Source organism: Nonomuraea sp. PA05 (genome assembly GCF_008086045.1).
GTDB lineage: Bacteria > Actinomycetota > Actinomycetes > Streptosporangiales > Streptosporangiaceae > Nonomuraea > Nonomuraea monospora.
On sequence record NZ_VSEY01000004.1, the window covers coordinates 337,134 to 364,080 of the forward strand.

Below are 26,947 nucleotides of genomic sequence, written 5' to 3' on the forward strand. Positions count from 1 at the left end.
ACGCTCCGGGTGGCCCCGCATCACCGCATGTCAGGCCATGATCAAAGCGTGCCCGGCAGGATTCGAACCTGCGACCGTCGGATCAAAAGCAAGATCTTTCAGTGCCGCGCAGTGCTATTTGGTGGAATTTCGTGCCACCTCATCGCGCTTTGCCTGTCTAGCGGGGCCGGGCTCTAACGACACGTGACGGGGCGTTGCGAGCACGTGGCCGTCGCGCGTTGCCTTTGTGCCATGCCCAAGCAGCGCCCTGACGCCCTCAGCGCGAGCGGGATCACGAGGAGTAGCGATGTGGCCGCACGGAGAGACTCTGCTACATTCCCCGGAACTCTCCACCGACATCGAACACGGCACTCCCATTGGGCAGGGAAACTGTCGGTATGGCTTTCCCGTCTCAGGAGCATCAGCCCTTCGCTCACCTGAGCGTGCCCAACGCGGCCTTCTACCGGGAGATCCTCCGTGCGTTCGCGCGAGCGAAGGAACGATTCATCGTGCATCTCCGGCCCGAGGACGTGGCGGCGGAGCTGCGGCGGGACAATGACGACGCGCTCGCGCAGGCACTGGACAAGCTGCGGGAATGGGGCAACCTGCGGGCCGACGCCGACACCGGCAGGGTCACGAGCGTGGAGGACTTCCACCGCAAGCGGTACCTGTTCCAGCTCACGCATGCCGGGCAGGCTGCCGAGCAGGCGATCTCGTTCTACGAAGACGCCATCGGGAAACGCGGGGCGCTGCAGTCTGTGGCGTTGGGAGACATCGCCGAGCAGTTGCAGTCGCTGGCCGTTCTCGCTCGCGATGCGGATCCCGACCCTGCGCGTGTGCACCTGCTGCTGCTGTCCCTGTCCGATCGGTTCTCGTCGCTGGCCGACAACGCGCAGGCTTTCATGGCCTCGTTGCGGCGCGCGATCGACTTCTCCGACGGTGACGTGGCGGGATTCATCGCCTACAAGGAGCGGCTGATCGACTACATCAACCGTTTCATCGCCGACCTCGCCAACTCCGGCGCGCGGATCGCCACGCTCCTGGGTGAGCTGGACGAATACGACCATGACCGGCTGTTCCAGCTGGCCGCGCGCCGCGAGGCCGCCGACGCGGTGCCCGACGAGGAGGAGGCGGCGGAGGCGTATGCCAGAGCCGAGGAAGCGGCGTTCGCCTCCTGGTCGAATCGCTGGCGCGGCCTCCGCGACTGGTTCATCTCCACGGGCGCCGATCGGCCGTCGCAGGCGCGGCTGCTGCGCCAGGCGGCGATCACGGCGATCAAGCAGCTCATCGACACGGTGGGGCTGCTCAATGAGCGGCGGTCCGGGCGTTCCGACCGCAGTGCGGACTTTCGGGCGCTGGCGCGCTGGTTCGCCGAGGCTCCCGATGAAGCGGCGGCGCATCGGTTGTGGCGGGCGGCGTTCGGGCTGACTCCATCCCGCCATCTGACAGTGACGGCCGCGACCCTGGAGGAATGGCACGAGGTCGACGCAGGGGTCCCCTGGCGTGAGGCGCCACCCATCAGGATCTCGCCGCAGCTACGCCGTACCGGCTCCTATGAGCGGCGCGGTAGGCCGAACAAGGTGGCCGACCGCTCTCAGGCCCGCAGGCTGCTGGTGGAGCAGGCCGAGCGGGAGGCGAGTGAGACAGCCGCGGCCCGCGCCGCGCTGCGGACCGACGGCCCGGTCCCGCTGTCAGAGCTGAACGGTCTCGATCCACGAGCCTTCCGGTTGTTCCTGGGGCTGCTGGGCGACGCGCTCGCGGCCCGCCGGCCAGGCGAGACGGAGGTGAAGACGGTGAGTGCGGACGGATCGATGGAGATACGCCTTACGCTCGTTCCGCATGGAGGCAAGGTGGAGATCCATACGGAGGACGGCGTGCTCACCGGGCCCGAGCACGTGATCGAGATCACTGACCTGACGGCCGGACCATGATCGGGGACGAGGAACGGGTTCAGCGGCGTGCCGCGCTGCGCGCGCTGCTGGCCAGACCGCTGCTCACCGCCGAGCGCGATCCCGAGGCGCTGCTACTGGTGCGCCGGCACGTGACCGAGCTACGCGACTGGCTCGCACGCGAAACCGGCTGGCGGCTCATGGTGGACTCGGGGACGGCGCGGCTGTTCAAGACCGCTCCGGACGCACGGGACGCGACTCACCCGGCGCGGGGAAAGGCGGGGGAGCCGTACGGCCGGCGCCGCTACGTACTGTTCTGCCTGGCTCTGGCCACACTCGAACGGGCGGACGCGCAGACCACGCTCGGCCGGCTGGCGGAGGAGGTGCTGTCCGCCGCGGCAGAGCCGGAGCTGGACTTCACCTTCACTCTCGATACCCGGGCCGAGCGAGCCGATCTGGTCGCCGTCGTGCGCATGTTGCTGGACTGGGGTGTGCTGCGCAGGGTCGCCGGCGATGAGGAGGCGTATCTGTCGGCGACCGGTGACGTGCTGTACGACGTGCGCAGGCCGGTACTGGCCACACTGCTCACCGGCGCGCGGGGCCCGTCCACGATCTCCGCGCCCTCGTTCGAGGAGCGGCTCACCGAGCTGATGGCCGAACCGGTCGCCGACACCGACGACCTGCGCAACCAGGCCCTGCGCCGCCGGCTGACCCGCAAGCTCCTGGAGGATCCGGTGATCTATCTCGCCGACCTCGACGAAGCCGAGCGCGCATACCTGGCCTCCCAGCGGCATGCCATCGTCCGCCGGCTGGAAGAGGCCACCGGGCTGGTGGCCGAAGTTCGAGCCGAGGGCATCGCGATGGTCGATCCCGAGGACCAGCTGACCGATGTCCGCATGCCGGAGCAGTACACCGACGGCCACGTGACGCTGCTGGTGGCCGAACAACTGGCCGTCCACGGCGAGCTGACGCTCGAAGAGCTGGAGGCCTTCGTCCGGCGGGCGGCCCGCGAGCACACCTCTTTCTGGCGTAAGGGCGTGACCGAGCCGGGCGCCGAGACCGGCCTGCTCGCCACGGCCTTGGACAAGCTGACGGCGCTGCGGCTCGTGCGCGTCGCCGATGGCGCCGCCGTGGGGCTGCCCGCCATCGCCCGCCACGCACTGGCCGAACCCGTGATCAAAGGACAGTGATGCTGACTTCCCCGACCTCCGAACGCTGGAAGCCGCTGCGCGCCGGGCTCGTCGACCTGTTCTATTACGACATAGAGGAGTTCCACTTTCACGACGGCCGTCTGCTGTTGCGTGGTAACAACGGCACCGGCAAGTCCAAGGTGCTGGCACTGACACTGCCGTTCCTGCTCGACGGAGAGCTGGCCCCGCATCGCGTCGAACCGGACGGCGACCGGCAGAAGCGCATGGAGTGGAACCTGCTGCTGGGCGGCAAGCACCCGCACCCCGAGCGGCTGGGTTACGCGTGGATGGAGTTCGGCCGACGCACGGCGGACGGTTCTGAGGAGTTCCGCACGATCGGGTGCGGGCTGAAGGCGGTCAAGGACCGCGGCATCGTCCGGCACTGGTTCTTCCTCACCCCGCAGCGCATCGGTGCGGAACTTCAGCTGCTCTCCTCCACCGGCGTGGTGCTCACCAGGGAGAAGCTACGTGAGGCCGTCGAGGGCCGCGGGATGGTGTACGACCGGGCCGCTGACTACCGCAGGGCCGTGGACGAGGCGCTCTTCGGGCTCGGCGAGCACCGCTACGAGGCCCTGGTGAACTTGCTCATTCAGTTGCGCCAGCCGCAGTTGTCGAAGAAGCCGGACGAGAAGCTGCTGTCCCGCGCCCTGACCGAGGCGCTGCCACCGCTCAGCCCCGCTCTGATCGCCACGGTCGCCGAGGCGTTCCGCGGCCTCGACGAGGAGCGCGACGCCCTGCGGGGACTGGAGGAAGCGCGCGAGGCGGCGACCGGTTTCCTGGTCCACTACCGTCGCTACGCCGCCATCGCGGCCAAGCGCAAGGCCGCCGTGCCACGACTGGCACACAGCCGTTACGAGCATCTGGGCCGGGACCTCGGCGAGGCCGAGGGCCGCCACGCCGCGGCGGAGACGGAGCTGGCGGCGGCCCAGCAGGTGCTGGAAGAACTGGAGGAACAGCGAACCCTGCTGGAGGCACGCCGGGACGCGCTTCGGGACAGTTCCGAGATGCGCGACGCGGAGCGGCTCAAGCAGTACGGCCAGGAGGCCAAGCGGCTGGCCGATCATGCTCGCCGCTGTGCGCAGGAACGCGACCGCCTCACAGGTGAGGCGCAGCGGCGCGAGCAGCGAGCCCGTACGGCCCGGGACAAGGCCGACGCGGCAGGGCGCGACCTCGGCAGGGCGCAGGATCTGACCGTGTCGGCCGCCCGTGAGGCGCGGTGCGAGTCCGGGGCGGCCCGTACGGGGCCGGATCGTCTCCTTGTGGCCGACGAGCCGGAGCTGGCGCGGATCAGGCGTGACACCGAGGCGTCGGCGGATCGTCAGGAGCAGGCGATCGGCGAGTTGGAGCGGCTCATCGACCGCATCCGCCTGGCCCAGGAGCGGATGCGAGCCGCGCGCACCGAGGTGGAGCGGCTGACCGCGGACGCACAGGCCGTGGCTCAGCGGGTCGCCGACGCGGAAGAGGCGGTGCGCGGGGCCGTCACCGGGCTCGTCCAGAAGTACACCCTCTACTTGGCCGGCCTCGTCGAGCTGCGGCTGGACGATCCCGATGAGGTGATCGCGGCGCTGCAGTCCTGGGCTGCCTCTACCGACGGCCCCAACCCTGCCGCGAACGCCGTGGGCGACGCGACCAGAACGGCCACTGACGCGCTCGGCCGGTTGGGAGCAGAGCTGGACTCCGAGATCAAGGAGGCGACGCGGGCCGCCGCGGATTTGTCCGAAGAGATCTCCCGGTTGGAGGCCGGTGGCCACGAGGCGCCGCCTCCACCTCATACCCGCGACCCCGCCACCCGCCTCGACCGTCCCGGCGCTCCCTTGTGGAAGGTGGTGGACTTCGCCGACGCGGTGCCCGCCGACCATCGGGCCGGGCTGGAAGCCGCCCTGGAGGCCGCCGGCATTCTGGACGCCTGGGTGACGCCGGACGGGACGTTGCTGGCCACGGACGACACCGTTGTCGTGGCCGGCCAGCCGCTTTCCGGCCCATCCTGCGGCGCGGTGCTACGCCCGGCCGTCGACCGGGAAGATCGGCAGGCGGCGACACTGGCCGACAGCGCCGTGGAGGCCGTGTTGTCCGGCATCGGCCTCGGACCGGGTGACGGCGGCCGGGCCTGGGTCGCGGTGGACGGCCGCTGGGCGAACGGCGTGCTCACCGGCTCCTGGCGCAAGAGTGAGGCGCACTACATCGGCGAGGGCGCCAGAGAGGCGGCGCGGCGGGCCAGGCTGGAGACGCTTCGCGGGGAGCTGGACCAGGTCGATCGGCGGATCGAAGACCTGCGCGACCGGCTTGAGTCACTCGCCGACCGCCGAGAGAGGCTCGCCGCTGAACACCGCGGCCTGCCTTCGGACTCCGAGCTGCGAGAGACGCACGTCAAGCGTGCCACCGCCTACGAACGGCGTGACGAGGTCGACGCCGCACACGCCGCAGCGGACAAGGCGCTCCGCGAGCGGCAGGACGAGCTCCAGGACGCGGGCGTCCGGGCTGAGGAGTTCGCCGGAGACGTCGGCCTGCCCGCGGATCCCGCGGCGCTCGACGAGGTCAAGGGGGCACTCACTCGCTACCGGCTGGCCCTGGCCCAATTGTGGCCCGCCATACAAGTCTGGCGTGACGCGCAGGAGAGCGCCGTGGACGCCGCGGGGGAGCTCGGCAGGACGAAGGAGCAACTCGACGGCGCCGCCGAACTGGCCGCGAAGGCAGGCGAGGAGGCGGGCGCCGCGGCCGAGGTGTACCGCACCCTGGCCGAGACCGCGGGAGCCGCCGTCGAGGAGTTGTTCCGCCGCCTCGACCAGGTGGAGCGTGAACTGCGCGAGCGCGTCGTCACCGAACGCGCCACCCGCCTGCGTGAGCAGCGGGCCCTGCAGGAACGCGGCAAGGCCGAGGGCGAACGCGACAACCTGCGCAAACAGATCGAAGAGGCCGCCACGGCCCGCGACGCCGCCGTACGCGAGTTCCAGGCGTTCGCCGCCACTGGCCTGCTGAACGTGGCGCTCGCCGATCTGGACGTGCCTGACACGGACGGCGAGTGGGCGGCGACGCCTGCCGTGCTCCTGGCCAGGGCCGTCAACACCGAACTCGACGCCGTGGACGAGGGCGACGGGCCGTGGGACCGGGTGCAGAAGAAGGTCGCCGAGGAGCACAAGCTGCTGGCGGACGCCATGGCCAGGCACGGGCATTCCGTCGGGCTGACCCTGCACGACGGCGTCATGATCGTCGATGTGATCTTTCAGGGGCGTGCCAGGGACATGCCCGAACTGGCCGCGGCGCTGGCCGAGGAGACCGGGCAACGCGCACAGCTCCTTTCGGCCAAGGAACGCGAAATCCTGGAGAACCATCTGCTCAACGAGGTCGCCGGCACGCTGCATGAGCTGATCGCAGCGGCGGAGTCAGAGGTCAGGGAGATGAACGGGGAGCTGGAATCCCGCCCCACCTCCACCGGCATGCGGCTGCGCCTGATCTGGAAGACGGCCAGGAACGCCCCCGACGGGCTCGACCGGATCAGAGGCAAGCTCCGCCAGACCGTGGACGCCTGGTCCGCCGCCGACCGGGCCGCTGTCGGCGCGTTCTTGCAGGAGCGGATCGCCCGCGAGCACGCCGACAACCCAGCCGCGGGCTGGACCGAGGCCCTGACCAGAGCGCTGGACTATCGAGCCTGGCACGAGTTCGCCATCCAGCGGCTCCAGGACGGCCAGTGGCGGCCCGCCACCGGTCCCGCCTCCGGCGGAGAACGGGTGCTGGCGGCGTCGGTTCCACTGTTCGCCGCCGCCTCGGCCCACTACAAGTCCGCGGGCAACCCGTACGCGCCACGCCTGGTCGCACTGGACGAGGCGTTCGCCGGGGTGGACGACGACTCCCGGGCCAAGTGCCTGGGCCTGCTGGCCACGTTCGACATGGACGTGGTGATGACCAGCGAGCGCGAGTGGGGGTGCTACCCACAGGTGCCCGGGCTGGCGATCTGCCAGCTCTCGCGCCGGGACGGCATCGACGCCGTACTGGTGACGCCCTGGCGATGGGACGGGCGCGAGCGGCGGCGGGCGGAACGCCCCGCTCTCGGCGTGCCCACGCCCTCCGCCCCCGCCGTACGGCAGGACGCCGTACGGCAGGACGCCGTACGGCAGGACGCCGTACGGCAGGACGCCGTACGGCAGGACGGTCTGTTCGGCATGGACGAGGGCGGCGCGGCCGGATGAGCGGCAGCAGCACGAACGGCCCCAGCGCAGGCGGCTCCGTGACAGGCAGCGGTGCGAGCGAGCGGCTGAGGCGGCTGCTGGGCGGCGACGAGACCGCCTGGCTGGTCGACCGGGCACGCCGCCGCCTGGAACAGGGCAAAGCGCTGACAGGAACGGTGACGCTCACGACGGCGACCCCAGCGCAGCGCCGCGCGGCCGAGGTGCTGCTCGGCCGCCGCGCGGGAGCCGGGTCCTCCCTGTCGGTCTCCTTGGACGAGGTGGATCGCATCCTGCGAGCGGGCGGCATCGCCGCGGACGGGCTGCGCGAGGCCGTCATCCGGCTACGTGGCCCGATCCGGGACCTGACGGGAGAGAAGGCCACGCATGCAGCGGACTGGAAACGGGCCTTCGCCAAGCTCGACGCCCTCATCTCCGAACGGCCCGAACTGTCCGGGTGGCGATCGTGGCTGGAGTCCACCGGCCTGGTCAGAAGGCTCGCCACCACAGCCGGCGAAGCACGTACCCTGCTCGACCGGCTGAGCACCGTGCTGGAGCGACTGCCGTCACCGGGCACGCGCCTCGGCCGGCTCGCCGCCGAGACCTGCGCGGACGCACACGCGCTGGACGAAGGACGCCCGCTGGCGACTCTCGCCCTGTCCGCGGCGCGTGCCCTGTCCGGCCTGCCGTACGCGAGCGAAGGCGGCGCGGACGCCCGCCGCTCGGCCTGGGCCGCGGTCGGCGTGCACCTCGACGACCTGTCCTCCTTCGTGCTCTGCCTGGGGCTGCCGGGTGACGACCACTCCCCCACCGGACGCATGCTCAGCGCCGCCGGCGCTGCGGGCGAGCCATGCGTGCTGACCCTGCGCCAGCTTCTCCGGCACGATACGCCCCTGCGCGCGAACCTGGTCAGGATCTGCGAGAACCCCATCGTGGTCGCGGCAGCGGCCGACGAACTCGGAGCCTTCTGCCCACCCCTGGTATGCGGCGGCGGCCGGCCGTCGGCAGCCGTCTGGCGGCTGCTGGACCTGCTCGCGGCCGGCGGCGCGACGTTCGCCTACCACGGCGACTTCGACTGGGGCGGGATCGCCATCGCCGCCGCGATCCACGAACGGGCCGGATTCCTGCCGTGGCGCTTCGACGCCGCCTCCTACCGAGCCGTGCCCTCGTCGGCGCCGCTGTCCGGGCAGGTACGCCCGACCCCCTGGGATCCGGAGTTGTCCGTGGCGATGGAGCGACGAGGCGTACGCGTCGAGGAGGAGCTCGTACTCTCGGAGCTGGTAGCTGACCTGAAATTGCGAACCCCGCTGTGATCATCGCTATAGCCTCAACGCTCGGCCCGCATGTTCCCCGATCTACCGGACGGGGAAGCAATCGAATGTCCGTGGGCCAGTGACCGAACAAGCCCAAGGAAGAGACGGCGCCGTCATGGACGTCATGGAGCAGGCCGCGGCCCTCAAGGGGCAGCTGATCGACTTCGCTTTGTCACCCCGGTTCGCCCGCGAGCTCAACGAGGCCTTCGAGCAGAGCGACCCCGATGGCCTCGCCGACGGCGAGGCAGCCGTGAGCATGATCATCGATCACTTCGTCCTGCAGCGGCGGCTGGACTCCGGCGACACGGTCATCGACCGCTTCCTGCGCGCCCATCCCCGTCTGAGCCCGCAGGAGCGGGAGATGATCCTCAGCTGGAGGGACGTGGTCGAAGGCATCTTCGAGGTCCAAGGCAAAGACCAGGACACGGTGATCCTGTTCAACCTCATCGACGAGCTCACCTACCGCGTCCGGTCCAACATGGGCGAGTCCGCCTTCCGCCCGGTGAAAAAGGGCATGTTCCTCATCTGCCGGCTGGTGCCGCTCGGCGAGGACTGGCTGGTCAGCGCGAACATCAGCCTCTACCCCGCCGACGCCCGCGCGGAACTCCTCACTCAGGCGGCGGAGCTCGGCCTGCGCAACCCCAAGCTGGTCTTCCGCAACCCGGACAAGCTCGCCACCGCACGCCGCATACTCACCGAACAGCGAGATGTCTTCATCGACCTGTACGGCGCCGAATACATCGTCGTCCAGGGAGAGGACGTGGCCCCGCGATACGAAGCCTTCATGCGGGCCTGCATGGATCGAGCCCAGCCCGGCAACACCTCCCCTCTGCCCGGCTTCGCCCTTCCCGATGACCTGCTGGACGCCGAGACGGTGGCCATCCACTTCGACCCCGAGACAGGCATCAGCTTCTACCTCGAGTTCGGCCTCCTGCAGGAACTCTTCGCCAACCCCACCCTGATCAACCGGCGCCGCTACCGCGAGACCCTGACCTCCTACCTCCGCGGCGACGACATCTCCCCCGCCGCCATCAAGCTCCTGACCGAGCCCGACCCGGACAACGCCGGCGTCGTCTTCGGCAAGCTCCTCAAGAAGAAGAACTTCTCCTGGCCCGAGCACGGGGAGTCACTGCTGCGCCGGTACAAGGCCCGCTACTTCGACGAGCCCCAACTGCCCACCACCGTCCCGGTCAGCGACACGATGGCCGGACATCTGCGCAACGCCCAGCGCGAGGAGTCGCCGGAGCCGTGATCTCTGCGCAAGACCGCGAACCGCCGCCCTCGACCACACCGTGGCGCTCATCTTTTCAGGGCGTTCTTGCTGACCGCCGGGAGAAGGGATGTGACGTGCTTGCCGTTCTTCTCCGCTGCCACCCGGAGTTGGAGAAGGCGCATCTCCGGAAGGTGGATCGTACGCGAACGCCCTGCAACACCGTCTCACCGCCACCTTCGCCGACCTGCGGGGATCCCGGTTGGCGGCGCCGGTCAGCGCTCGGGCACCGCGCAGTCCGCCCACTCGGACGCGTGGTCCTGAACGAACTCGTCGAAGGGGCGGGGTGGCCGGCCGGTCAGGTCCAGCACCGCGGTGCTGACCAGATCGTCCCGGCCGGTGCTGAGACCGGCGTCCACGGCGGCGAGGGCGGCGGCGAAGTCGGCCGGTATGCCTGCGGCGCGGTAGCCGGCCGCCAGCTCGTCGGGTTCGACGTGCAGCACCCGGATCGGCCGGCCGATGCGCGCGGTGATGAGCGCCGCCGCATCCTGGTAGCTCAGCGCTTTGGGCCCGGTGAGCAGGTAGTCGCGCTGGTCGCCGAGCTGGGCGCCGGGATCGATCAGCAGGGCGGAGGCGGCGGCCGCGATGTCCCGCGTGTCGATCCAGCCCAGCCGGCCAGCACCGGAGGCGGTGCGGATCTCGCCATGCCGCCGGATCCGCTCGCCCAACGGGTGCGGGCGAAGGAAGTTCTGCATGAACCCGGACGGACGCAGCACGACCCACCCGGGCTGCGCCCGTACCCGCGCGGCCAGTTCCAGCGCACCGGGGGCGTTCGGCAACACGATGGCGGAGCCGAGGAGCACCACCCGGCGCACGCCGAGCCGTTCCGCCTCATCCAGGAACGGACCGACCAGCGGCAGCGGGTTCACGGCGTTCACCGGAGGTACCAGATAGACCCGGTCCATCCCGCTCAGCGCGGCCGGATGGGTAGCGGGGTCACTCCAGTCGAAGCGAACCGCGTCCGGATCGCCGGCGGACGGATTGCGACCGGCCACGCGGACCGGCACGCCGTTGCCGCGCAGCAATGCTGTCAGTGCGCTCCCGGTCTTCCCGGTGCCGCCGGTGACCAGCACCCCGGTCATCGGGCGTTCCCGGCGTGCAGCGAGCCGAGCAGCTTGGGCAGTGTCCCGGCCGCCGAAGCGGCGGCCAGCGGGCTCCAGTAGTCCCGGTAGCGGGTAATCAGCCCGTCCTGGACGGTGATCACTGTGACATAGTCCAGCCGGTAGGGCTCGCCGGTGCGCACGGTACGGCCGTGCGCGGTGAACTCCACCACAATGGTGTCCGGCTGTTCCAGGTGATGCACCGTGAGAGCCGGTATCTCTCGTACGTCCATCAGTTCCGGATAGCCGGTCAGATAACCACGGACCTCCGCCCGTCCGGACAGCCTCCGAGGCGAACCGCCCGCAGCGAACGGGAACTCGGCGGTACCGTGCTCCGCCCACAGTTCGGCGATGGCATCCATGTCCTTGGCCAGCAGCAGATCAAGCAGCCGGCGGAAAGTCTCCTCAGGGGTACGTGGCACGCTGATCCTCCAGGATCTCGGCAAGGTGTGACCAGGCCATACTCGGCGTCCGGCCGGCGGCGGGGAACGGCCGGCTGAGCCCCGGACCACTGGTGCGGGGCTAAGCCGGGCGCCGCTGTGCCAACCTGGGAGGGTGAGCAGAGGGGAACTGGCCGACTTCATCCGCCGCCGGCGGGAGGCACTGCGCCCGGACCAGATGCCGGCCACGGCCGTCCACCCGCCGGGCCGGCGTGCCCGGCGCACTCCCGGTCTGCGCCGCGAAGAGGTGGCCGCGCTGGCCGGGGTGTCGAACAGCTACTACGAACGGCTGGAGCAGGCCCGCGCACCACGTCCGTCCCCGCAGGTGCTGGCCGCGCTGGGGACGGCGCTGCGGCTCACCGCCGCCGAACGCGAGCACCTGGCGCGGCTGGCCGGGCAGGTCCCGCCGGACACGGACGCTGAGCGGGCGCCGGTTCCCGCTCACGCCCGCCGGCTGCTGGACGGGCTCGGGCCGATACCCGCCTATCTGGCCGACGAGCGAGAGAACATCGTGGCCTGGAACCGCGCCGCCGCCGAGTTGATCATCGACTTCGGGCTCCTGCCCGCCGAGGAGCGCAACACCGTGCGGCTGTCCATCCGGCTCAGCGGCACCGTCTGCTCGGCACCGGCCGGAGCAGAGGGAGAGTTCGCCCGGCAGTCCGCCGCGCGACTGCGCGCGGCCAGCGCTCGCCACCCCGGCGAACGCGTGCTCGCCGAGCTCGTCAACGAGTTCGCCGCGCACAGCCCCGACTTCGCCGCCAGCTGGCGCAACCATGACGTGCAACCCATATCCACGCTGCGAAAGCGCCTTCGCCACCCCGATCTCGGCGAGCTCGACCTGGACTGCCAGACCCTGCTCCTGCCCGGCACCGACGTGCACCTGGTGATCTATACCGCGCGACCGGGCAGCCCGAGCGCTGCCGCGCTCGCCCGAATCGGCACCCGAGACCCTTGAGGTGGAGACCCCGGCCCAGGGCCTCTCAGATGCCCGGGGAAACTTGGTATCCGCCGTGCTCGGTGCGGGTCTGCCGGTGAAGACCGTACAGTCCCTCAGCTGTGGCGGTCGACGTAGTGGTGGGTTCGGGCCGTTTCAGGCGGAGGGCATCAGGTCGCGGCGGCGCAGGCACACCAGCCCCAGTAGCGGCGCTACTGGTGACGAGGCGCCACCCAGGAGCAGCGCTGGCACGTGCACGAACGGCGAAAGGTCGAGGATGAGCCCGGTGGCCAGCTTGAACTCCGCCAGCAGATCCACGACCAGGAAGAGGCCAGCGCGATCCAGCTCACGTCCGCCGCCAGCCGTGGCAGCAGACCGGCAGCAGCGTCGATCCCGACCGCAGGCAGGTAGGCAAGCGTGACCTCGGTGACGCGGGCCACGTCGCCGTTCAAGGTGAGGCCCGCTGCCTGTGGGGGCCGAAAACATCGACACGCGGAGCCCGCAGCAGCTCGTCCAGGACGCGGAACAGGCGATGCCGTGCCGCCTTCGCATCGTTCAAAGGCTGCAGAGCTCGGTGAGCGGCAATCGCGACACCGGGCGGTCGATCCCACGGAACGCGTCGACGATCGGCTCCAACGTCAGCGACTCGCGCCCTCTACCAGCACGATCGCCGGTGGCCGGGCCAAGGCGACCCGAAGCGCCGCCATCTCCGATCACGACCCACGAAACGCGGCGTAGAAACCGTCGATGAAGTCCCATCGTCCTCGGGCAAGGGGTCGAGCATGCGTGATGATCTCGCTTTTTCGACGCTCGGGCGCAACCGGCCGCACCGCTCCCCCGCCCTCCGAGCTTCCATCAAGGACGACTCCGACGTGATCCCGCTGCCGCTGGGCCGGTCAGAGCCTTGGGTCGAGCTTGACACCCTTCACCTCATGCTGCAGGAGTATTCGATCCACTACAACCGGCACCGAGCGCACCGGTCCCGGAGGCGACGTCCTCCGGACATCGCCACCCAGCCCGCCCACGACGTGACCGACCTCAACGACCTGCGATCCATCCGCCGAAAGCCTCTCGTTGCAGGCATGGTCCACGAATACCGCCACGCCGCGTACGGACCGCGGCGACCGCCTCGTCCCTGTCGGCGGCCTGACCGAAGATGGCTGCTCCCTGTGGCGGCTGAGCACTTCGCCTTCCGCCTGGACAACATCTGGCGGAGCAGTCCCCCCGACGGCATGCTTGCCGGCTACGCCGAACTCATCATCGGGCTCACCTCACGGGATTGTTGGTGGACCTTTCTCGACGAGTGGGCCCTCCTTGCGGCAGGTGATGAGGCAGGCGTGCGGGGGTGCGCAGATAGACGGACCAGAACTCGGAGCCGCGCCCTCCCAAGCCGTCGGGTGACCCGCTGAAGCCGGGCCGGGGGCGAGGTGGGTGTACTCGACGCCCAGCGCCTCTTGGCTCTCGCGCCGGGAGGTGCGGACGATCATGCCCTCGAAGGTGTCGTAGCCCACCACCCGGCCGGCCCCGGCGCGTTCGAGCAGGCGGCAGTAGTGGCCGGTGCCGCAGCCGAGGTCCAGGACGGCCTTGCCGGTGAGGTCGCCGAGGAGCCCCAGCACCGTGGACGACTCCAGGTCACGGCGCCAGGGCAGATCGAACATGTCCTCGTAGAGCTGGGCGAGCGCGTCGAACCGCGTGCTCATCCCGTCAGCCGCGCGGCAGTGGCGAGCCGAGCAGCCAGTTGCCGGGCGCCTCGGTGTCGGTGCTGAGGTAGAACTCCTCGATGGCGGTACGGAACTCGTCGTGCGTGATGGTGCCGCTGCCGTTGCGGTCGAGTCGCTGGAAGGCGGGGGCGGAGGTGGCCGGGTCGATGCCGAGGGCGTCGTACATGCGGACGTACTCATCAGCGGTGAGCATGCCGCTCTTGTCGGTGTCCAGGGCGCGCATGAGGGCGTCGATGATGGGCATCACCAGGCGTTCGATGGTCTTGGCGTCGGCGGCGACATGGGTGCGCATGGCGGTGATGAACTCCTGCGGCCCGATCCGGCCACGGGAGTCGGGGGCGCCGGCCTCGCCCAGGACGTCCCACCAGAGCATGAACGCCTCTCGCAGCGCGTTCTTGTTGGGCTCGTCCGGTGCCACCGCGGCGAACACCTCGCCGATCCCCTGGAAGTCGTCGCGGGTGAGCTGACCGTCGCCGGTACGGTCGAACCAGGTGAACAGGTAGGTGAACTTCTGCTCGATGCTGTTCTGGACCATGGTGGCCTCCTTGAACGGGCTGGTCGGGTCAGGGCTCGCTCCTCGAGACCGGTTCTCAGGCCAAGGGGTTCCCGAGCAGGAAACTGCCCGCCGCCTCCACTCCCTCGGCGCTGTAGAACTGCCGGACCGCCTTCCTGAACTCCTCCACCGTCAGAACTCCGTCGGCGTTCAGGTCGAGTTTCCGATAACCCTCCAGCGCCGTGGCCTCGTCGGCCGCCGTGCCTTCGAAGAAGAGGAGATAGTCCTGCTCGCTGATGATGCCGTCGCCATTACGGTCGGCCGCGTGAACAAGCGCGTCCACAATCTTGCCGATGCCCTGGTCATAATGCGCGTCACCGGCGTCCATGCCTTCGCGGACGGCATTCGTGAATGCGATTACCGTGACCGGCCCCTTGGCGTGCTCCTCCAACTGCCGCCACCACGCCCGCATGGCCTCGGACAGCTCCCGCGCCCGCTCCGCGTCGCAGTGCAACCGGTCGGCGGTCGTCTTGGCGTAGGTCTCGAAGTCCGCGCTGCTCAGGTACCCGGAACCGGACGTATTGAGCGCCTGGAACGCCAGAGCGAGCTTGGCATTCCGAATATCGACAGAGTTCATCGCCGCTCCTGGCAGGTGGATGTCGAGTAGGAGAAATATCGGCCCGAGGAGACCCTCCGGGCGTGACATGGGACATCGCCAACTCATGAAACACTTCGTGCAGACGGCGGTCAACGTCCTCATCCGGCCATTCAAAAGTTGACAGGACTTCTGTTCGGACGTATGACAGATGGACCCGGGCGGTTCTTCTTGACCGCGCCACGAATTCTTTCGCCGAGAACCTCCCGGCTGCCGTTTTCCAGGCATATCAGCGAGTCCTTTTACGCTCCCCAAGATATTTCTCTATCTGACCGCGTATGAGAATCATCAAGGAGCAGCCTTCATGCCCAGACGCTTACGCTCCTTGGCCGCCCTGCTCGGTGCCCTCCTGGCCGCCGTCCCGCTCGTGACCGCGCCCGCCTCGGCCGGCGTCCTGGACGTCACCTGCACCGCACCCAGCAGCGAGGCCATCAGCTACCAGCCCGCACTCACCAGCACGACCCAGCCGGTGACGGTCACGATCTCCTCCCAGTACGGCGTATGCGTCTCGGCCACCGTGCCCAGCCTGACCTCCGGCACCGCCTATCTGCAGGCTCCGGGGATCCCCCTGTCATGCCAGGACCTGCTGCTCGCGGGTCCGGTCTACCGTACGATCACGTGGAACACCGGCCAGTCCTCCACCCTTTCCGGCAACCTGACCAGCACCATCACGGGCGGGGTGGTGGTGGCGACCATCACCGGCACCGTCACCGCGGGCCTGTTCCAAGGGGACACCTTCGTCTACCTGGTCACCGCCCCGGCCACCAGCATCCTCCTGTGCACCATCGGCCTGGGAACGGTTTCGAGCGTCTACGGCCTGGTCACCCTGGAGATCACCTCCCTGTGACCTCTGGGCGCCGGCCGTGGAAGGCCGTGGTCGGCCTCCTCCACCGGCAGCCAGGAGAGCAGCGCGTCCACCTCGCCGTCGCGCAGCGGCTTCAACGGGCCGGTGAACGGATTGCGGCGGATCCGCAGCTCCTACTCCCGATGCCGGGCCCGGAACGCCTCCCAGTAGGGGCGCAGGTCGGGGGACGTCGCCCGGCAGCATGCCGACGCGGAGCACCTCGGTCTTGCCCCGGGCCGCCAGCCTGGCCCGCTCCATGCTCTCGCTCAGCCCCCGGTGGACGAGGCGCAGGCCGGCGTAGAGCCGCTCGCCGATCGGGGTGAGCCGGACGCTGCGGCTGGTGCGCTCGAACAGCGTGGCGCCGACCTCATGCTCCTGCTTCCTGATGGCCTGGCTGACCGGGCGGGGCTCACGTGCAGCCGTTCGGCGGAATCGGCACCTGGAGTTGGACGGTGTTCCGCTCGGACGGCCCAGCGCCCCGTAACGCACGGGGGTTGGGTCAGGGCTGGCACCACTCAGCCCTGCCGGCCCTGGCCGTCTACTGCCGGATCGGCAGGCCAGGCGCGCCGGCGGCGATCTCTGCAGGCGGTACGGGCGTGCCACCGCGTCTCGGGTGCACCTGCGTGGTTACGGGCGCGCCCTCGCCGCAGCGTCTCGGACCGCGTGGTCCTGAACCGTCTCCGCCAGTTCGTCCAGCACTTCCAGCGCCTCCGCGGCGCCGATCCGGGCGATGGCGTCGACAGCCTTGAGCGCGCGGGCCCTGGCGCCCCGTGCCACCCAGTCGGGGATCAGGGCGGCCAGGTCGCGGGCCGTCCGGCCATCGCCGAGCCATCCCAGCGCGGGCAGCGCCCAGGCGTCGCCGTGCAGGAACAGAGCCCAGCCCAGGTCGGCCAGCGAGCGCCGGTCGCAGGCCTCGCGGACCGCGTCCAGCCGCTCGTCCGGCTTCTTGGCCAGCGTGACGAGCCTCCTGGTCGCGTCGGCGGGCAGGGCCCGGCCGCCGCCCTTGAGCAGCACCTGCGGCAGGACATCGGGATCGGCGTACGCGGGCAGCCGGGCCACCCGCCCCGGCGCGGTCAGCACCGCCGGGACGTCCTCGCCGGGCGCGTCCGGGACCCGCGGCACCGGGTCCGGCCCGGGCAGCTCCGGATGCGCCTTGAGGTGCAGGCGAAGCAACCCGGAGGCAAGGAGCGCCGACGTCGAGTCGCTCGCGGCCACCGCGGACAGCACCCGCGCCGCCCGCACGGGGAAGCGTTCCATCGCCCCGAGCAGGTACTCACGCGCGAACTCCCGCTCGTACCGCTCCAGCAGCAGCTTGAACGCCTCGTCGCTCGGAAGCAGGGAGATCAGCTCCACGAACCGCTCCCGCCACGGCTTGTAAATCCTGAGCCGGTCCCAGGCGTCGACCAGGACCGGGGCGGCCGCCGGGCCTATGCCATCGGCCATCGTGGCGCGCATCCCGTACGTGAACGCGCCGAAGTCGGAGTCCTCCAGTCTCCAGCGGAGCAGTTCGAGGTGCCGCGGCGTGCCCACCGACGCCCACAGTCGTTCGCGGTAGAAGGCGTTCGAGCCCCACTCGGCAGACGGCGGGTCGGCACAGCACTCGTCCACCCAGTCATGCCGGGTGGGCACCAGGTAGGAGACGACAAACCGCCGCGAGCGGGTGCCGCGGTGCGCGGCCAGGCGTTCCACCGCCCGCCGATACTCCTCCTCGGGGCAGAAGGCCAGCAGCCCCCGGACCCTGCGCAGGCTCACCGAGTCGACCTGCCGAAGGGAGTCCAGCGGGCGCAGGTCTTCCGCCGAGGAGGCGATGCCGCTCAGTTCGGCGAGCGCGCAGGCGGCGAAGGCGAGCCCGCGGGAGGCGATCCACCCGTCGGTGAAGGTTCGCGGCGTCTCACGCCCCTCCTCCAGGCGGTCGACGATCGATGCGATCGCCGCCGCCCCGGCGGGACAATCAGCACCGCTGAGGTACGCCCGCGCGTGCGCGACCAGGGCCTTGTCGCTCCTGCCCGCCGACAGCACCGCCTCGATGCGGCCGCGGTGCTTCTCGGTCAGCTTCGCTGCCACGTCCGCGGCGCCGGGGTCGACGGTGTCGCCGGGCGCGACCTCGCCCAGCGCCCGGTCGGAGACGCCCGGTTCCGCGGGGACCGCGCCGCCCCGACGGGGGTGCAGATCTCGGCGCAGGGGCTCGGAGAGGACCAGGACGTCCTCGGCCGGGGGGAAGTGATCATCCATGGCGAATCACCGTAGCGGAGCCGGGTGACACTCACCCCCGCTCCACCTCGGGACGGTCCGGGCCGGCTCGCGGGCGAACGGAACAGCACGGTCACCGCGGCAGCGAGTAAACGGAGCGGCGACCGACAAGAGGCGTAGATGGGGATCCCTCACGAAACAACCCCATCGTGATCATTTTCAGCGCAGCGGTTCACCCGGGAGACGGAAGCGCGTACGGCAGGATGATCCGCTGTGCTCCTTCGCCTGGCCTACCTGACCATCACGAACGCGTCCGCCGCGCTGCGGTTGCTCCCCGTGGGCGATCGGGACAAGGACGTGGAGGCCCTCGCCCTGCGTGACCAGATCACCGTCCTTGAACGCCAACTCGGCGCCGACACCAGCGTGCGATTCGCACCCGAGGACCGAGCCCTTCTCGCCGCGCTCCTGGCCTCACTGCCCTGCGAGGTCCTGCGCCAGCTGCGGCTCGCGCTCGTAGACGGTGGCGTAGCCGAGGAACTCCAGCGGCCCGCCGTCGCCCTGCTCGCACAGCTCCATCGAGGCGGGCACCCGGGCGACCGCACGGGAGCCCGTCAGCTCGGCGCAGCGTCGCTGCGACGGCTGGTCACCGCGCTGCCGTACATGCTGTGCGCGGGCCGCCGCGGCGGCCTCGCGAGAGGTGGCGCTCATCCTGTCGCTCCCGACGTCGCGGTGGTGAGTGGTGGGTGGTGTGCGGGGACTGACGAACAACGTCTCGAACTCGGCGAGCTGCTCGGGCGTGAACGGCGGCAGGTCCTCCATGGCCAGCGGGCCGAGCGGTTCGACTTCACGTAGCGTGGGCCGGGCACCAGGCCACGAGACAGCGCGTCCTCACGCCGGGACACCGCCGGACCCCAAGTGCATGATCAGGCATTGAAGGTTCCGCGATCAGGTTGGACGGCACCCCGAAGAACCGGGCGATGTCCGTCAGGCCGAACTGACTGGTGAGCGACCGCCTGAATCGGCCGGTACTTCCAGTCATTGCCGTGCCCCACGCCGCGTACGCCACCGGCGTCAGGCCGAGCGGGAAGCCGGCCACGGTGAACTGCGCCGTTCGCGCGGACGGTCACGTCCTGCAGCGCGAGCAGGTCGATCTGCGCGGGCAGGCCGCGCCCGTCCGGGCCGATGACGCCCGACCGCTCGGTGATGAGCCCCGAACGTGTCCCCCGCCCGGTCGAGGTCCACCTGAGTGAAGTACAGCCATTCCATGATGCCGATCTGCTGCCCCGCCCGGGTTGACCAGGACGGGAGGCTTGGGCACCTCAACCTGTACGCCGTTGACCCGCCGGTACACGTCCACGGGCATCGTGCCGACCGGGTCGGCCCGGATGCGCAGGCACGCCCACACGGCGCTGTGCCGTAGGGCGTGTCGTTGGTGACGGACACGCCGCCGCCGGTGCGCTGGTTGCGCTGCGCGGCGAGCAGTTCCTCGGGGGTGGTGATCTGCGCGTCGCGGTTGAACGCCGCTCGCAGCTTCGCCAAGACGCCCATGATCCTCCCCTCAGATGGTGCTTTGACCTTCAGAAACGATCTCTATAGATGTCGTTTTCGCAGGTTGCTCTGCGTCCTTGACGCTTTACCACGTTTTGCCATGCCCATATTGGTTATTAACTCTATGAGTTCAATCAACTACATAGAGTCAAAGGAGCGTGAGGGCACCCATGGCCCCCATCAACAGACGCGACCCCATCGAGAGCATCGACGCCCACGTCCACACCGGCCCCGATGACGCCACCGCCGGTGGCGGCAGCGACGCCGAAATCTACCTGGGCCTCGCAGGACGCGAGTTCTGGCTCGACCTCCCCAGCGAAGACGACACGGAAGTCGGCCAGGAGTTCCACTACATCTACGGGTCTGGCGGCAACACCAGGTACCCCACCTACAACGACCCTCGCAACCCGAAACTGACCTTCGGCGACCTGCTCGAACACGACGTCTACGTCCGCATGAACCCAAGCGACGACTGGTGGCACGCCGAAAAGGTCCGCGTCGTCGTCAAAGGCGTCCTAGGCTCACGCGCCACCTACGAAGCCCTCGACGGCGGCGACTCTCAGTGGCTCGGCAACGGGCCCGGTCTCATCTTCCACCTGAAGAGAACCGACCACAACGACGACGGCGGTTCCGAGACCACGAAGGTCTGACCCCAGCGACGCCAGAGCAAACCGGCCGGGTCTTGACCCCGCGTACGGCGGTCTCCAGCAGGTCCTGGCCGATGTGCCGCAGAGTGCCCTGCGCATGCTCCCCGCGAGCAGGGCCGCAACCGGCCTGCCCGGAGGAGCGCTTCCCCTATTTCCCCGCAGTGCCATCGTCGGTCACATGCCTTGGCACAGCGGATCGGCAGAGTGCCACGAGTACTCACTTGCGGCTTGAGCTGCATAGATGGAGGAGCGCGGGCCGGAAGCGGCAAACTCGGTAGGCGTGGTCAGAGCCCCCACGAAGAAGGCTCTGACCACTGCTGGCGGATGGGTCGGCTATCTCATAGGCGCGGGTCCTGCTGGACCTTCAGGGCGTTGAGGATCGGGTCGCGCTCGCCGATCTCGCGGAGAAGCTCGACCTTCAGATCGCCACCGGCGTGCTCGACGGTGACCGTGTTCACGTCCGCGGTCAGCGCACCCACCCTCGCCTGCACGTCGTGGTCGTGGAGCACCGGTTTGCCGCCGACCAGAACATCGAAGGCACGCTTGCCGGCCTTGACCTTCTCGAACTCCGCGAAGTCGAGGCCGATCCGGTACGTCCCGGCGGGCGCGTTCTTGAACACGTAGGCGAACGTCTCGCCGGTCCGCTGGGTGCGGAACAGGTCGTCGTCCTCCGTGCCGCCGATGGCGGCCTTGGTGGCACGGGCATTGCCACCGACGTAGCCCCACGGCCGCGAGCCGAGCTTCTGGTCGGGCGACCAGACGAAGCCGTCGGCACCGACGTGCCCGGACCCGCCCGCGTCGACACCCTTCCAGTAGGCCGAGGTCGCCAGGCGGACCGGCCTGAACTGGGCTTCGCTCTTGCCGGCGTTCGACGCCACGAGCACGTCCCCGACGAGCACGCCGGGCTCGACGGCGGCGTTGTCCGCCGTTGCCGTGACCGTGGTGGACTCGCCAGCCGCGAGCTTGACCGTGCCGGCCGCGGCCGGGCCCGTGAGGGTCAGCCAGGGAAGGTCGGCGGCCTCGTGCCCGCCGTCGCTGGCGCGTTTCTGCTCGCTGAGCCGCACCTCGAGCGGGGCGGAGCCGGTGTTGGTCACGATCACGTCGGCGGTCGCCTTCTGGTCCGGGCCGAGGAGCCAGTCGAGGTCGCCTCCCGTGACGGTTGTGACGCCCGTGGTCAACGCCGTGTCGACCACCTCGGCCTGATCCTTCTTGGCGATGGTCACGGGGCGGCCGGCCGTGACGTAGTTCGGCGCCCAGACCTGCACGGTGTTCTCGCCGACCAGCGCCTGGGCCTTCCACCGGCCCTTCTCGTCGGTGGTGATGACCCGGTCACCGTTCGGCCCTGCGAGCGTGACGATCGCGCCCGCGATCGGCTTGCCGTCGTTCGCGTCGGTGACCGTGCCCTCGATCGTGCCCGCGGCCGGGAGGGTGTACTCCAGCCCCAGACCGGCCTTCAGGATGGGCTGGTTGAAGGAGTACTGGCTCGCGGGGTTGCGCTTCAGGCCCTCCACGCCGACCGTCGCCGACGACCCGCGGGTGAGGGGGTTGTCGCCGCCGATGCCGTCGCCGTACCCGATCTGGATGCGGCCGTCCGCGATCAGGGTGACAGAAAAGCTCACCCGGGCCGCCCTGTCGCTGTCGAAGGCGGCGTTGCGCCACTCGATGACCTCAGCGGCCAGGCCGTCCACCTCGGTGGCGCCGAAGTAGATGCCCGCCTGGTCGTCGACGACCAGGTCGTCCCAGAGCGGAAAGATCGCGTCGTACGCGTATGGCGACGGCAGCGCCGTGTTGTTCCCCACGGTGCCGGCCCGGTCGAAGATCAGCGCGCCGTTCGTCGTCACACACACGCCGTCCCAGGCCGTGTCGTAGAACGGGAACAGGAAGCTGGAGTCGAACCACAGCACGCCGCAGACGTCATCGCCGTGCCACCCGGACTCCTCCGTACCCTGGCGGTAGAGCCCGTCGGTCACCTTCATCGCGTACGAGCGACCGGCGGGGGCCACCGGCACGGGGCCCGGCTCCGGCTCCTCGGGCTGGGGCTCCGGCTCCGCCTTGTCTCCGCGCGGATCGAGCGTCACGCGCAGCGCCGCGATGCTCGGAGCCCGCAGGCCCTTGCTGCCCCGCAGTTCCACGGTCAGCGGGCCGCCGTCGTGCTGCACGACGGCGGTGTGCCAGTCGGCGGCGTTCGGGCCGACGGCCTTCACGGGGTCGTAGGCGTACTGCGTCAGCTCGTCGTCGATCAGGACGTCGAACACCCGCTTGCCCTGCCACACCTGCTCGATCTCGGCGAACCCGAGGTCGATGGCGTAGGTGCCCTTCGGCGTGTCGGGGAAGGTGTAGACCAGGTCCTTGCCCGGCGTGGTGCGCTGGGACTGGAACAGGGCGTCGTCCTCGGTGCCCTTGATCGCGGCCCTCGTGGAGATCGTCTTCCCCTTCCCGGTGTAGCCCCATGCCTTGCCACGGGCCGCCTGGTCGCCGGACCAGGTGTAGCCGGAGGCGTCGGTGAACGAGGGGCCGCCGGCGTTGACGCCGACCTGGTACTTCGTGGTCGTGAGCGTCACCGGGACGTAGGTTTTGGGCTGCCGTCCGGAGTCGGACAACACGACGATGTTCGCGCCGAGAGTGCCCGGGTCGGCGTCCTTCGAGGAGATCGAGACCTTGACCGTCGTCGACTCGCCCGGGGCGAGGGTGCCGCCGGTCGAGGAGAGCGACAGCCAGGGCAGGTCGGTGAGCAGGTCGTCCTCGACGTCGACCAGCACGACGTCATCGGCGATCTGGTCCGCCGCCCACAGCGCCCCGGTCGAGTCGGTCTCGAGGCCGCCACCCTGGCCTGCCTTCTGGCCCGGGAACCACCACGCGTTGACGAGCGAGCAGTCGTCGGGGTCGACCTGCAGCAGGCGGGTGGGCCTGTTCGAGGTGAGGTCGGTGTACCAGATGGTGTCGGAGGCCTGGTTGTAGGCCAGGCCCATCACCTCGGGCAGCGGCGGGGCGCAGAAGGACAGCAGCGCACCCGCGTTGTCGTGCGACGTCCCGGCGACGGTTCCGATCAGGCCGTTCTTCCGGCCGCCGATGTAGAACACGTCCTCGGCAGGGTTGTAGGCGAGTCCGGTCAGCTGCAGCGTGGACCAGTCACCCTTGATCTGGCGGGTCTCCTTTCCGGTCTCCCGGTCGAAGCAGTGGATGTAGCTGGCCGGGCTGTCCTCCATCTGGCACATGTCACCGGTCTTGGTGTCGAGCGCCATGTCGAACGCCCGGTACTCGGGGTTCCACGAGGCGTCGAAGACCTTGCCGGTCCGCTTGCCCGTCACGGTGTAGGCGGTGTTGGTCCGCGCGGTGTAGTCGTGGACCCAGACGTCGCCGTCGTACCCGATGCCGGAGGGTTCCTTCTCCGCGATCGTGCCCGGGATGTCGATGCGGGTGATGACGTCGCCGCCGGAGGTCGTGCCGACCTTGCCTTCCGCCTGTGCTTCCGCGGCGCTCGCCGTCGCGGCCTTGCCGTCGACGTTCGACGGCTTCATGCCGCTCGCACCGGCCTTCCACGCGGTGAGATCGATCGTGCTGTCCGCACCTGTCCCGGTGCGCGTGGTGGCGCCGGCGGCGTCGAGCTCGTGGTGGCGGGCGGCCTCGCCCAGGTCGTACGTGAGCGGGGCGGAACCGTTGTTGGTCAGCGTCAGCGAGCCCACACCGTTCTGGTCGGTTCCCATCACGGCGTCGAGGCCGCTCGCCTTCAGGCCGGCGGCGCCCGTGGTGAGACGCGCGTCGATCGTCGCCTTCGCGTAGAGCTTGTCGAGGGCGAAGTCGTACGACGCCGTCCCGTAGTTCGGCGCCTCGACGGTCATCGTGTAGCCGGCGACCGGAAGCTGGCGATGCACGACGCCCGTCCCGTTGGTCGTGACGCTCTCGACGAGGCCGTTCTTGCCGGTGATCGAGACCTTGGCCCCGGACACCGGCAGCCCGTCGTTCTTGTCGACGACGGTCGCGTCGAGGTAGCCCCAGTCCGGGAGGTCGTAGGTGACGATCATCCCGTCGTGGAGCACCGGGACGCTGTCGGAGAACCGGATGCCGTCCACCCCGGCCCAGCCCTGGATGCCGGTGATGGTGCGGGCGCCGCCGGTCACCGGGTCGTCGGTGCCGATGCCGTCGCCGTACCCGAAGATCACCTTGCCCGAGCGGGTGAGCGTGGCCGAGAAGCTGACCGGCTCCGTGTACTCGGACCGGATCGGGTAGGCCCAGATCTTGGCGTCGCGGAACTCGATGACGAACGCGTCCTCACCGTCGACCTTGGTGGCCGCCGTGAAGACTCCCCCGCCGGGGGCGAACTGGACGGGGGACGGGACGTAGAACGGGAAGATGCCCGCACCGCCGGTGCCGGGTCCGGTGGTGGTGTCCGGGGAGATCACGCCGCGCAGGCTGATTCCGAGGGTGTCGTGGCTGCCGTTGTAGAGCGCGATCGGGAACGGCAGGTCCACCGTCGCCCACACGCCGCTCTTGAACGCGACCGGGTCGGTGCCGCGCAGGTACTCCCCCTCAGAGAGGGAGCAGCTGTAGCCGCCCTTGTCGACGACGAGCCCGATCGGGATCTCCAGCGACTTGTTCTCGGCGCCGACGGTCAGCGGGACGGACGTCGGCGAGAAGCAGGCGTTGGGCGTGACGGCGAGCCCGTACTGGCCCTCCGGCACACCGGCGATCGTGAACGCGCCGTTGGCGTCCGTGCGCACGGCCTCCAGCGGCGTGTCCTTGACGGAGACGTCGGCGTTCGGGACGGGCTGCTTCTTGTCGTCGATGACCCTGCCGCTGATGTCGTGGCGCGCGGCGGCGGTGAGGGGAACCTCAACCGAGGTGTTCTGGCCGAGGGCGACCGTGGCGCTCGCGGTCGCGGTCAGGTACCCGAAGGCCTTGGTGCTGATCTGGTAGTCGCCGACCGGGAGATTGATCGTGAACCGGCCGTCCTTGTCGGTCCCGACGGACCGGCTGAACGGTCCGCTGATCGTCACGTCGACGGCGGGGGCCGGGGCGCCGTCGGCGGTGACGACACCGGTGAGGGTACCGCCCTGCCGGGGGGCGAGCTCGAGCAGGCGGACGAGGTCGAGCCGGCCTTCGCCGTACTTGTTGTTGAAGTCGGCGGTGCCGCCGCACTCGGTGTCGTCGACGTCCACGGCCGACTCGGCCAGCAGGCGGCGGGTCTCCTCGACCTGCCCGATGAGGGTCGGATCGTAGCTCCACAGGCCGGCGACGGCGCCGGCGACGTGGGGAGCCGCCATCGATGTGCCGGACATCTCGGTGTAACTGCCGTTCAGGTAGGACGAACGGACGGCGACGCCCGGAGCGGAGATCTCGGGCTTGATCCGGCCATCTTCACCCTCGCCCTTGCGGGAGAATAACGCGAGCGTGCCGTCCGACGCGTAGGCGCCGACCGAGTAGGCGCTCTCGGCGGAGCCGGGCGAGGAGACGGTGTCGCACGCCGCGTACGGCGTGGTGTTGCCCGATGACCAGACGCTGAAAATGCCCGCGGCGCTCCAGGCCTCGTCGATGGCCTGGAAGAAGTCGTCGAAGTTGTGCTCGACGTTCTGGCCCCACGAGTTGTTGATGACGTGGGGGCGCTTGGACGGGTCGGGGTTGTTCCCGTGGACGTCGGTCGGGGCGAGCAACCACCATCCGGACTTGAGCAACGACTCGACGCCGGTGCTGTCGCAGCAGCCGTTCGTCGCGATCCACTGCGCGTCCGGGGCGACGCCGACGTGGTTGGTGCCGTCGTCGCCGACCATGGTGCCCATGGTGTGCGTGCCGTGTCCGTCGTCGTCGCACGGTGCGCCGGTGCACGTACCCCGGGTGGCCATCCAGTTGTAGTTGTGGTCGACGGTGCCGTCGGGCTTCGTGCCGCGGTACCGCCGCATCAGGGCGGGGTGGTCGAATTGAACGCCCGAGTCGAGGTTGGACACGGTGATGCCCGCACCGGTGGCCCCCTTGGCCCAGGCCTGAGGGGTGTGAATGGCGTCCAGACCCCACGAGACGGTGCCGTCCTCGGCGGGGGCGGCGGGGCGGACGGCCTGGTCGGCCGGCGTCTTCTCGTCCACGGGCTCGACCAGCGCGACCTGTGGCGACGCATGGATCTCGGCGACCTGCCCGACCGAGGCGACGTCGAGCGCGAGCTTCTGCGTGCCGCCCTTGACGAGCACGGCGTTGACGAGCGGGTAGGACGTGTACTTCACGCCCGCCGCGTCGAGTCCGGCGGAGACGGACGCCGCGGAGGCCCTGGCCGAGGCCTTCAGTGCGTCGTAGACGAACTGACCGCGAGTGGTCCAGTCGGCGATCTTCTTCGCCGGTGCGAGGTCGGCCTTGGTGTCGAACGTGATCCAGAAGTCGGAGACCGGCTCCGTGCGGAAGCGGCCCTTCAGGTCCGACGCGATCTTGTCGGCGGGCGCACCGGGATCCGGCTCAGCGGCCGACGCCGGTAAGGGCGAGATCATGCTCAGGCCGACCACTGCGGCCAGCGAAGCGACGAGGGCTTTCAGTCTCACGTGCGGGGTCCTCCGGCCTACAGGGGTTGGTAGGGGTCGTGGCTCTCGTCATCGCC

The 26,947-nt window shown here is 69.8% G+C and carries 17 protein-coding genes and 1 pseudogene; 8 read left to right on the top strand and 10 right to left on the bottom strand.

All coding sequences use genetic code 11. The features are described 5' to 3' along the window. The first annotated feature begins 377 nt into the window (after positions 1-377). The 5 genes from FXF51_RS08845 (at position 378) to FXF51_RS08865 (ending at position 9,783) form a co-directional block, all read left to right on the top strand. Positions 378-1,910: a TIGR02677 family protein gene (locus FXF51_RS08845; protein WP_148433857.1), complete on the top strand. Its 1,533-nt coding sequence runs from the start codon at positions 378-380 to the stop codon at positions 1,908-1,910. Next, a complete protein-coding gene (locus FXF51_RS08850) occupies positions 1,907-3,058 on the top strand; it encodes a TIGR02678 family protein (RefSeq protein WP_148433774.1) in 1,152 nt (383 codons plus the stop codon). Before FXF51_RS08845 ends, FXF51_RS08850 begins: the two co-directional genes overlap by 4 nt. Continuing rightward, the gene (locus tag FXF51_RS08855) at positions 3,058-7,242 is read left to right on the top strand and encodes a TIGR02680 family protein (RefSeq protein ID WP_148433775.1); all 4,185 of its coding nucleotides are present in this window, start codon (positions 3,058-3,060) and stop codon (positions 7,240-7,242) included. The genes FXF51_RS08850 and FXF51_RS08855 overlap by 1 nt, the downstream gene beginning before the upstream one ends. Then, the gene (locus FXF51_RS08860; protein ID WP_148433776.1) at positions 7,239-8,531 is read left to right on the top strand and encodes a TIGR02679 family protein; all 1,293 of its coding nucleotides are present in this window, start codon (positions 7,239-7,241) and stop codon (positions 8,529-8,531) included. The genes FXF51_RS08855 and FXF51_RS08860 overlap by 4 nt, the downstream gene beginning before the upstream one ends. A 115-nt stretch (positions 8,532-8,646) precedes the next feature. Then, positions 8,647-9,783: a hypothetical protein gene (locus tag FXF51_RS08865; RefSeq protein WP_148433777.1), complete on the top strand. Its 1,137-nt coding sequence runs from the start codon at positions 8,647-8,649 to the stop codon at positions 9,781-9,783. A 233-nt stretch (positions 9,784-10,016) separates the two neighbouring features. Here FXF51_RS08865 and FXF51_RS08870 read toward each other — a convergent pair whose 3' ends face one another. Then, positions 10,017-10,883, bottom strand: coding sequence for an NAD(P)H-binding protein (locus tag FXF51_RS08870; RefSeq protein ID WP_148433778.1), 867 nt, complete (start codon positions 10,881-10,883; stop codon positions 10,017-10,019). Continuing rightward, entirely contained in the window at positions 10,880-11,323 is a 444-nt protein-coding gene (locus FXF51_RS08875; protein WP_262379362.1) for a nuclear transport factor 2 family protein, read from the bottom strand. Before FXF51_RS08875 ends, FXF51_RS08870 begins: the two co-directional genes overlap by 4 nt. 133 nt (positions 11,324-11,456) lie before the next feature. Here FXF51_RS08875 and FXF51_RS08880 point away from each other — a divergent pair, with 133 nt between their 5' ends. Next, complete coding sequence (locus tag FXF51_RS08880) at positions 11,457-12,296, top strand: helix-turn-helix transcriptional regulator (protein ID WP_148433780.1); 840 nt, start codon at positions 11,457-11,459, stop codon at positions 12,294-12,296. Between the two features lie 135 nt (positions 12,297-12,431). Here FXF51_RS08880 and FXF51_RS60675 read toward each other — a convergent pair whose 3' ends face one another. From FXF51_RS60675 to FXF51_RS08905, 4 genes are all read right to left on the bottom strand, one after another. Beyond that, positions 12,432-12,593 (bottom strand): hypothetical protein, encoded by a 162-nt coding sequence (locus FXF51_RS60675; protein ID WP_187414265.1) that lies wholly within the window; start codon positions 12,591-12,593, stop codon positions 12,432-12,434. Between the two features lie 953 nt (positions 12,594-13,546). Further along, positions 13,547-13,975: a class I SAM-dependent methyltransferase gene (locus FXF51_RS08895; protein ID WP_148433781.1), complete on the bottom strand. Its 429-nt coding sequence runs from the start codon at positions 13,973-13,975 to the stop codon at positions 13,547-13,549. Positions 13,976-13,979: 4 nt separating this feature from the next. Continuing rightward, the gene (locus tag FXF51_RS08900; protein WP_148433782.1) at positions 13,980-14,531 is read right to left on the bottom strand and encodes an EF-hand domain-containing protein; all 552 of its coding nucleotides are present in this window, start codon (positions 14,529-14,531) and stop codon (positions 13,980-13,982) included. Between the two features lie 55 nt (positions 14,532-14,586). Next, complete coding sequence (locus FXF51_RS08905) at positions 14,587-15,126, bottom strand: EF-hand domain-containing protein (RefSeq protein WP_187414266.1); 540 nt, start codon at positions 15,124-15,126, stop codon at positions 14,587-14,589. Positions 15,127-15,448: 322 nt separating this feature from the next. Between FXF51_RS08905 and FXF51_RS62450 the strand changes: the two genes are divergently transcribed. Next, complete coding sequence (locus FXF51_RS62450) at positions 15,449-15,991, top strand: hypothetical protein (protein WP_262379363.1); 543 nt, start codon at positions 15,449-15,451, stop codon at positions 15,989-15,991. Positions 15,992-16,306: 315 nt separating this feature from the next. On the opposite strand, the pseudogene FXF51_RS63685 reads toward FXF51_RS62450, so the two are convergent. The 3 genes and pseudogenes from FXF51_RS63685 to FXF51_RS61810 all read right to left on the bottom strand — a co-directional run. Further along, positions 16,307-16,591 (bottom strand): annotated as a pseudogene (locus FXF51_RS63685) (LysR family transcriptional regulator); the annotation flags it as partial. Positions 16,592-16,615: 24 nt separating this feature from the next. Continuing rightward, positions 16,616-18,220, bottom strand: a complete 1,605-nt coding sequence (locus FXF51_RS08915) for a hypothetical protein (protein WP_148433785.1) — start codon at positions 18,218-18,220, stop codon at positions 16,616-16,618. 429 nt (positions 18,221-18,649) lie between these two features. After that, positions 18,650-18,997, bottom strand: coding sequence for a hypothetical protein (locus tag FXF51_RS61810; protein ID WP_222871196.1), 348 nt, complete (start codon positions 18,995-18,997; stop codon positions 18,650-18,652). A gap of 899 nt (positions 18,998-19,896) precedes the next feature. Here FXF51_RS61810 and FXF51_RS08930 point away from each other — a divergent pair. Next, on the top strand, positions 19,897-20,376 hold the full coding sequence (locus tag FXF51_RS08930; RefSeq protein ID WP_148433786.1) for a hypothetical protein: 480 nt from the start codon (positions 19,897-19,899) through the stop codon (positions 20,374-20,376). Positions 20,377-20,711: 335 nt separating this feature from the next. On the opposite strand, the gene FXF51_RS08935 is transcribed toward FXF51_RS08930, so the two are convergent. Continuing rightward, the gene (locus FXF51_RS08935; protein ID WP_148433787.1) at positions 20,712-26,891 is read right to left on the bottom strand and encodes a S8 family serine peptidase; all 6,180 of its coding nucleotides are present in this window, start codon (positions 26,889-26,891) and stop codon (positions 20,712-20,714) included. Positions 26,892-26,947: the final 56 nt, after the last annotated feature.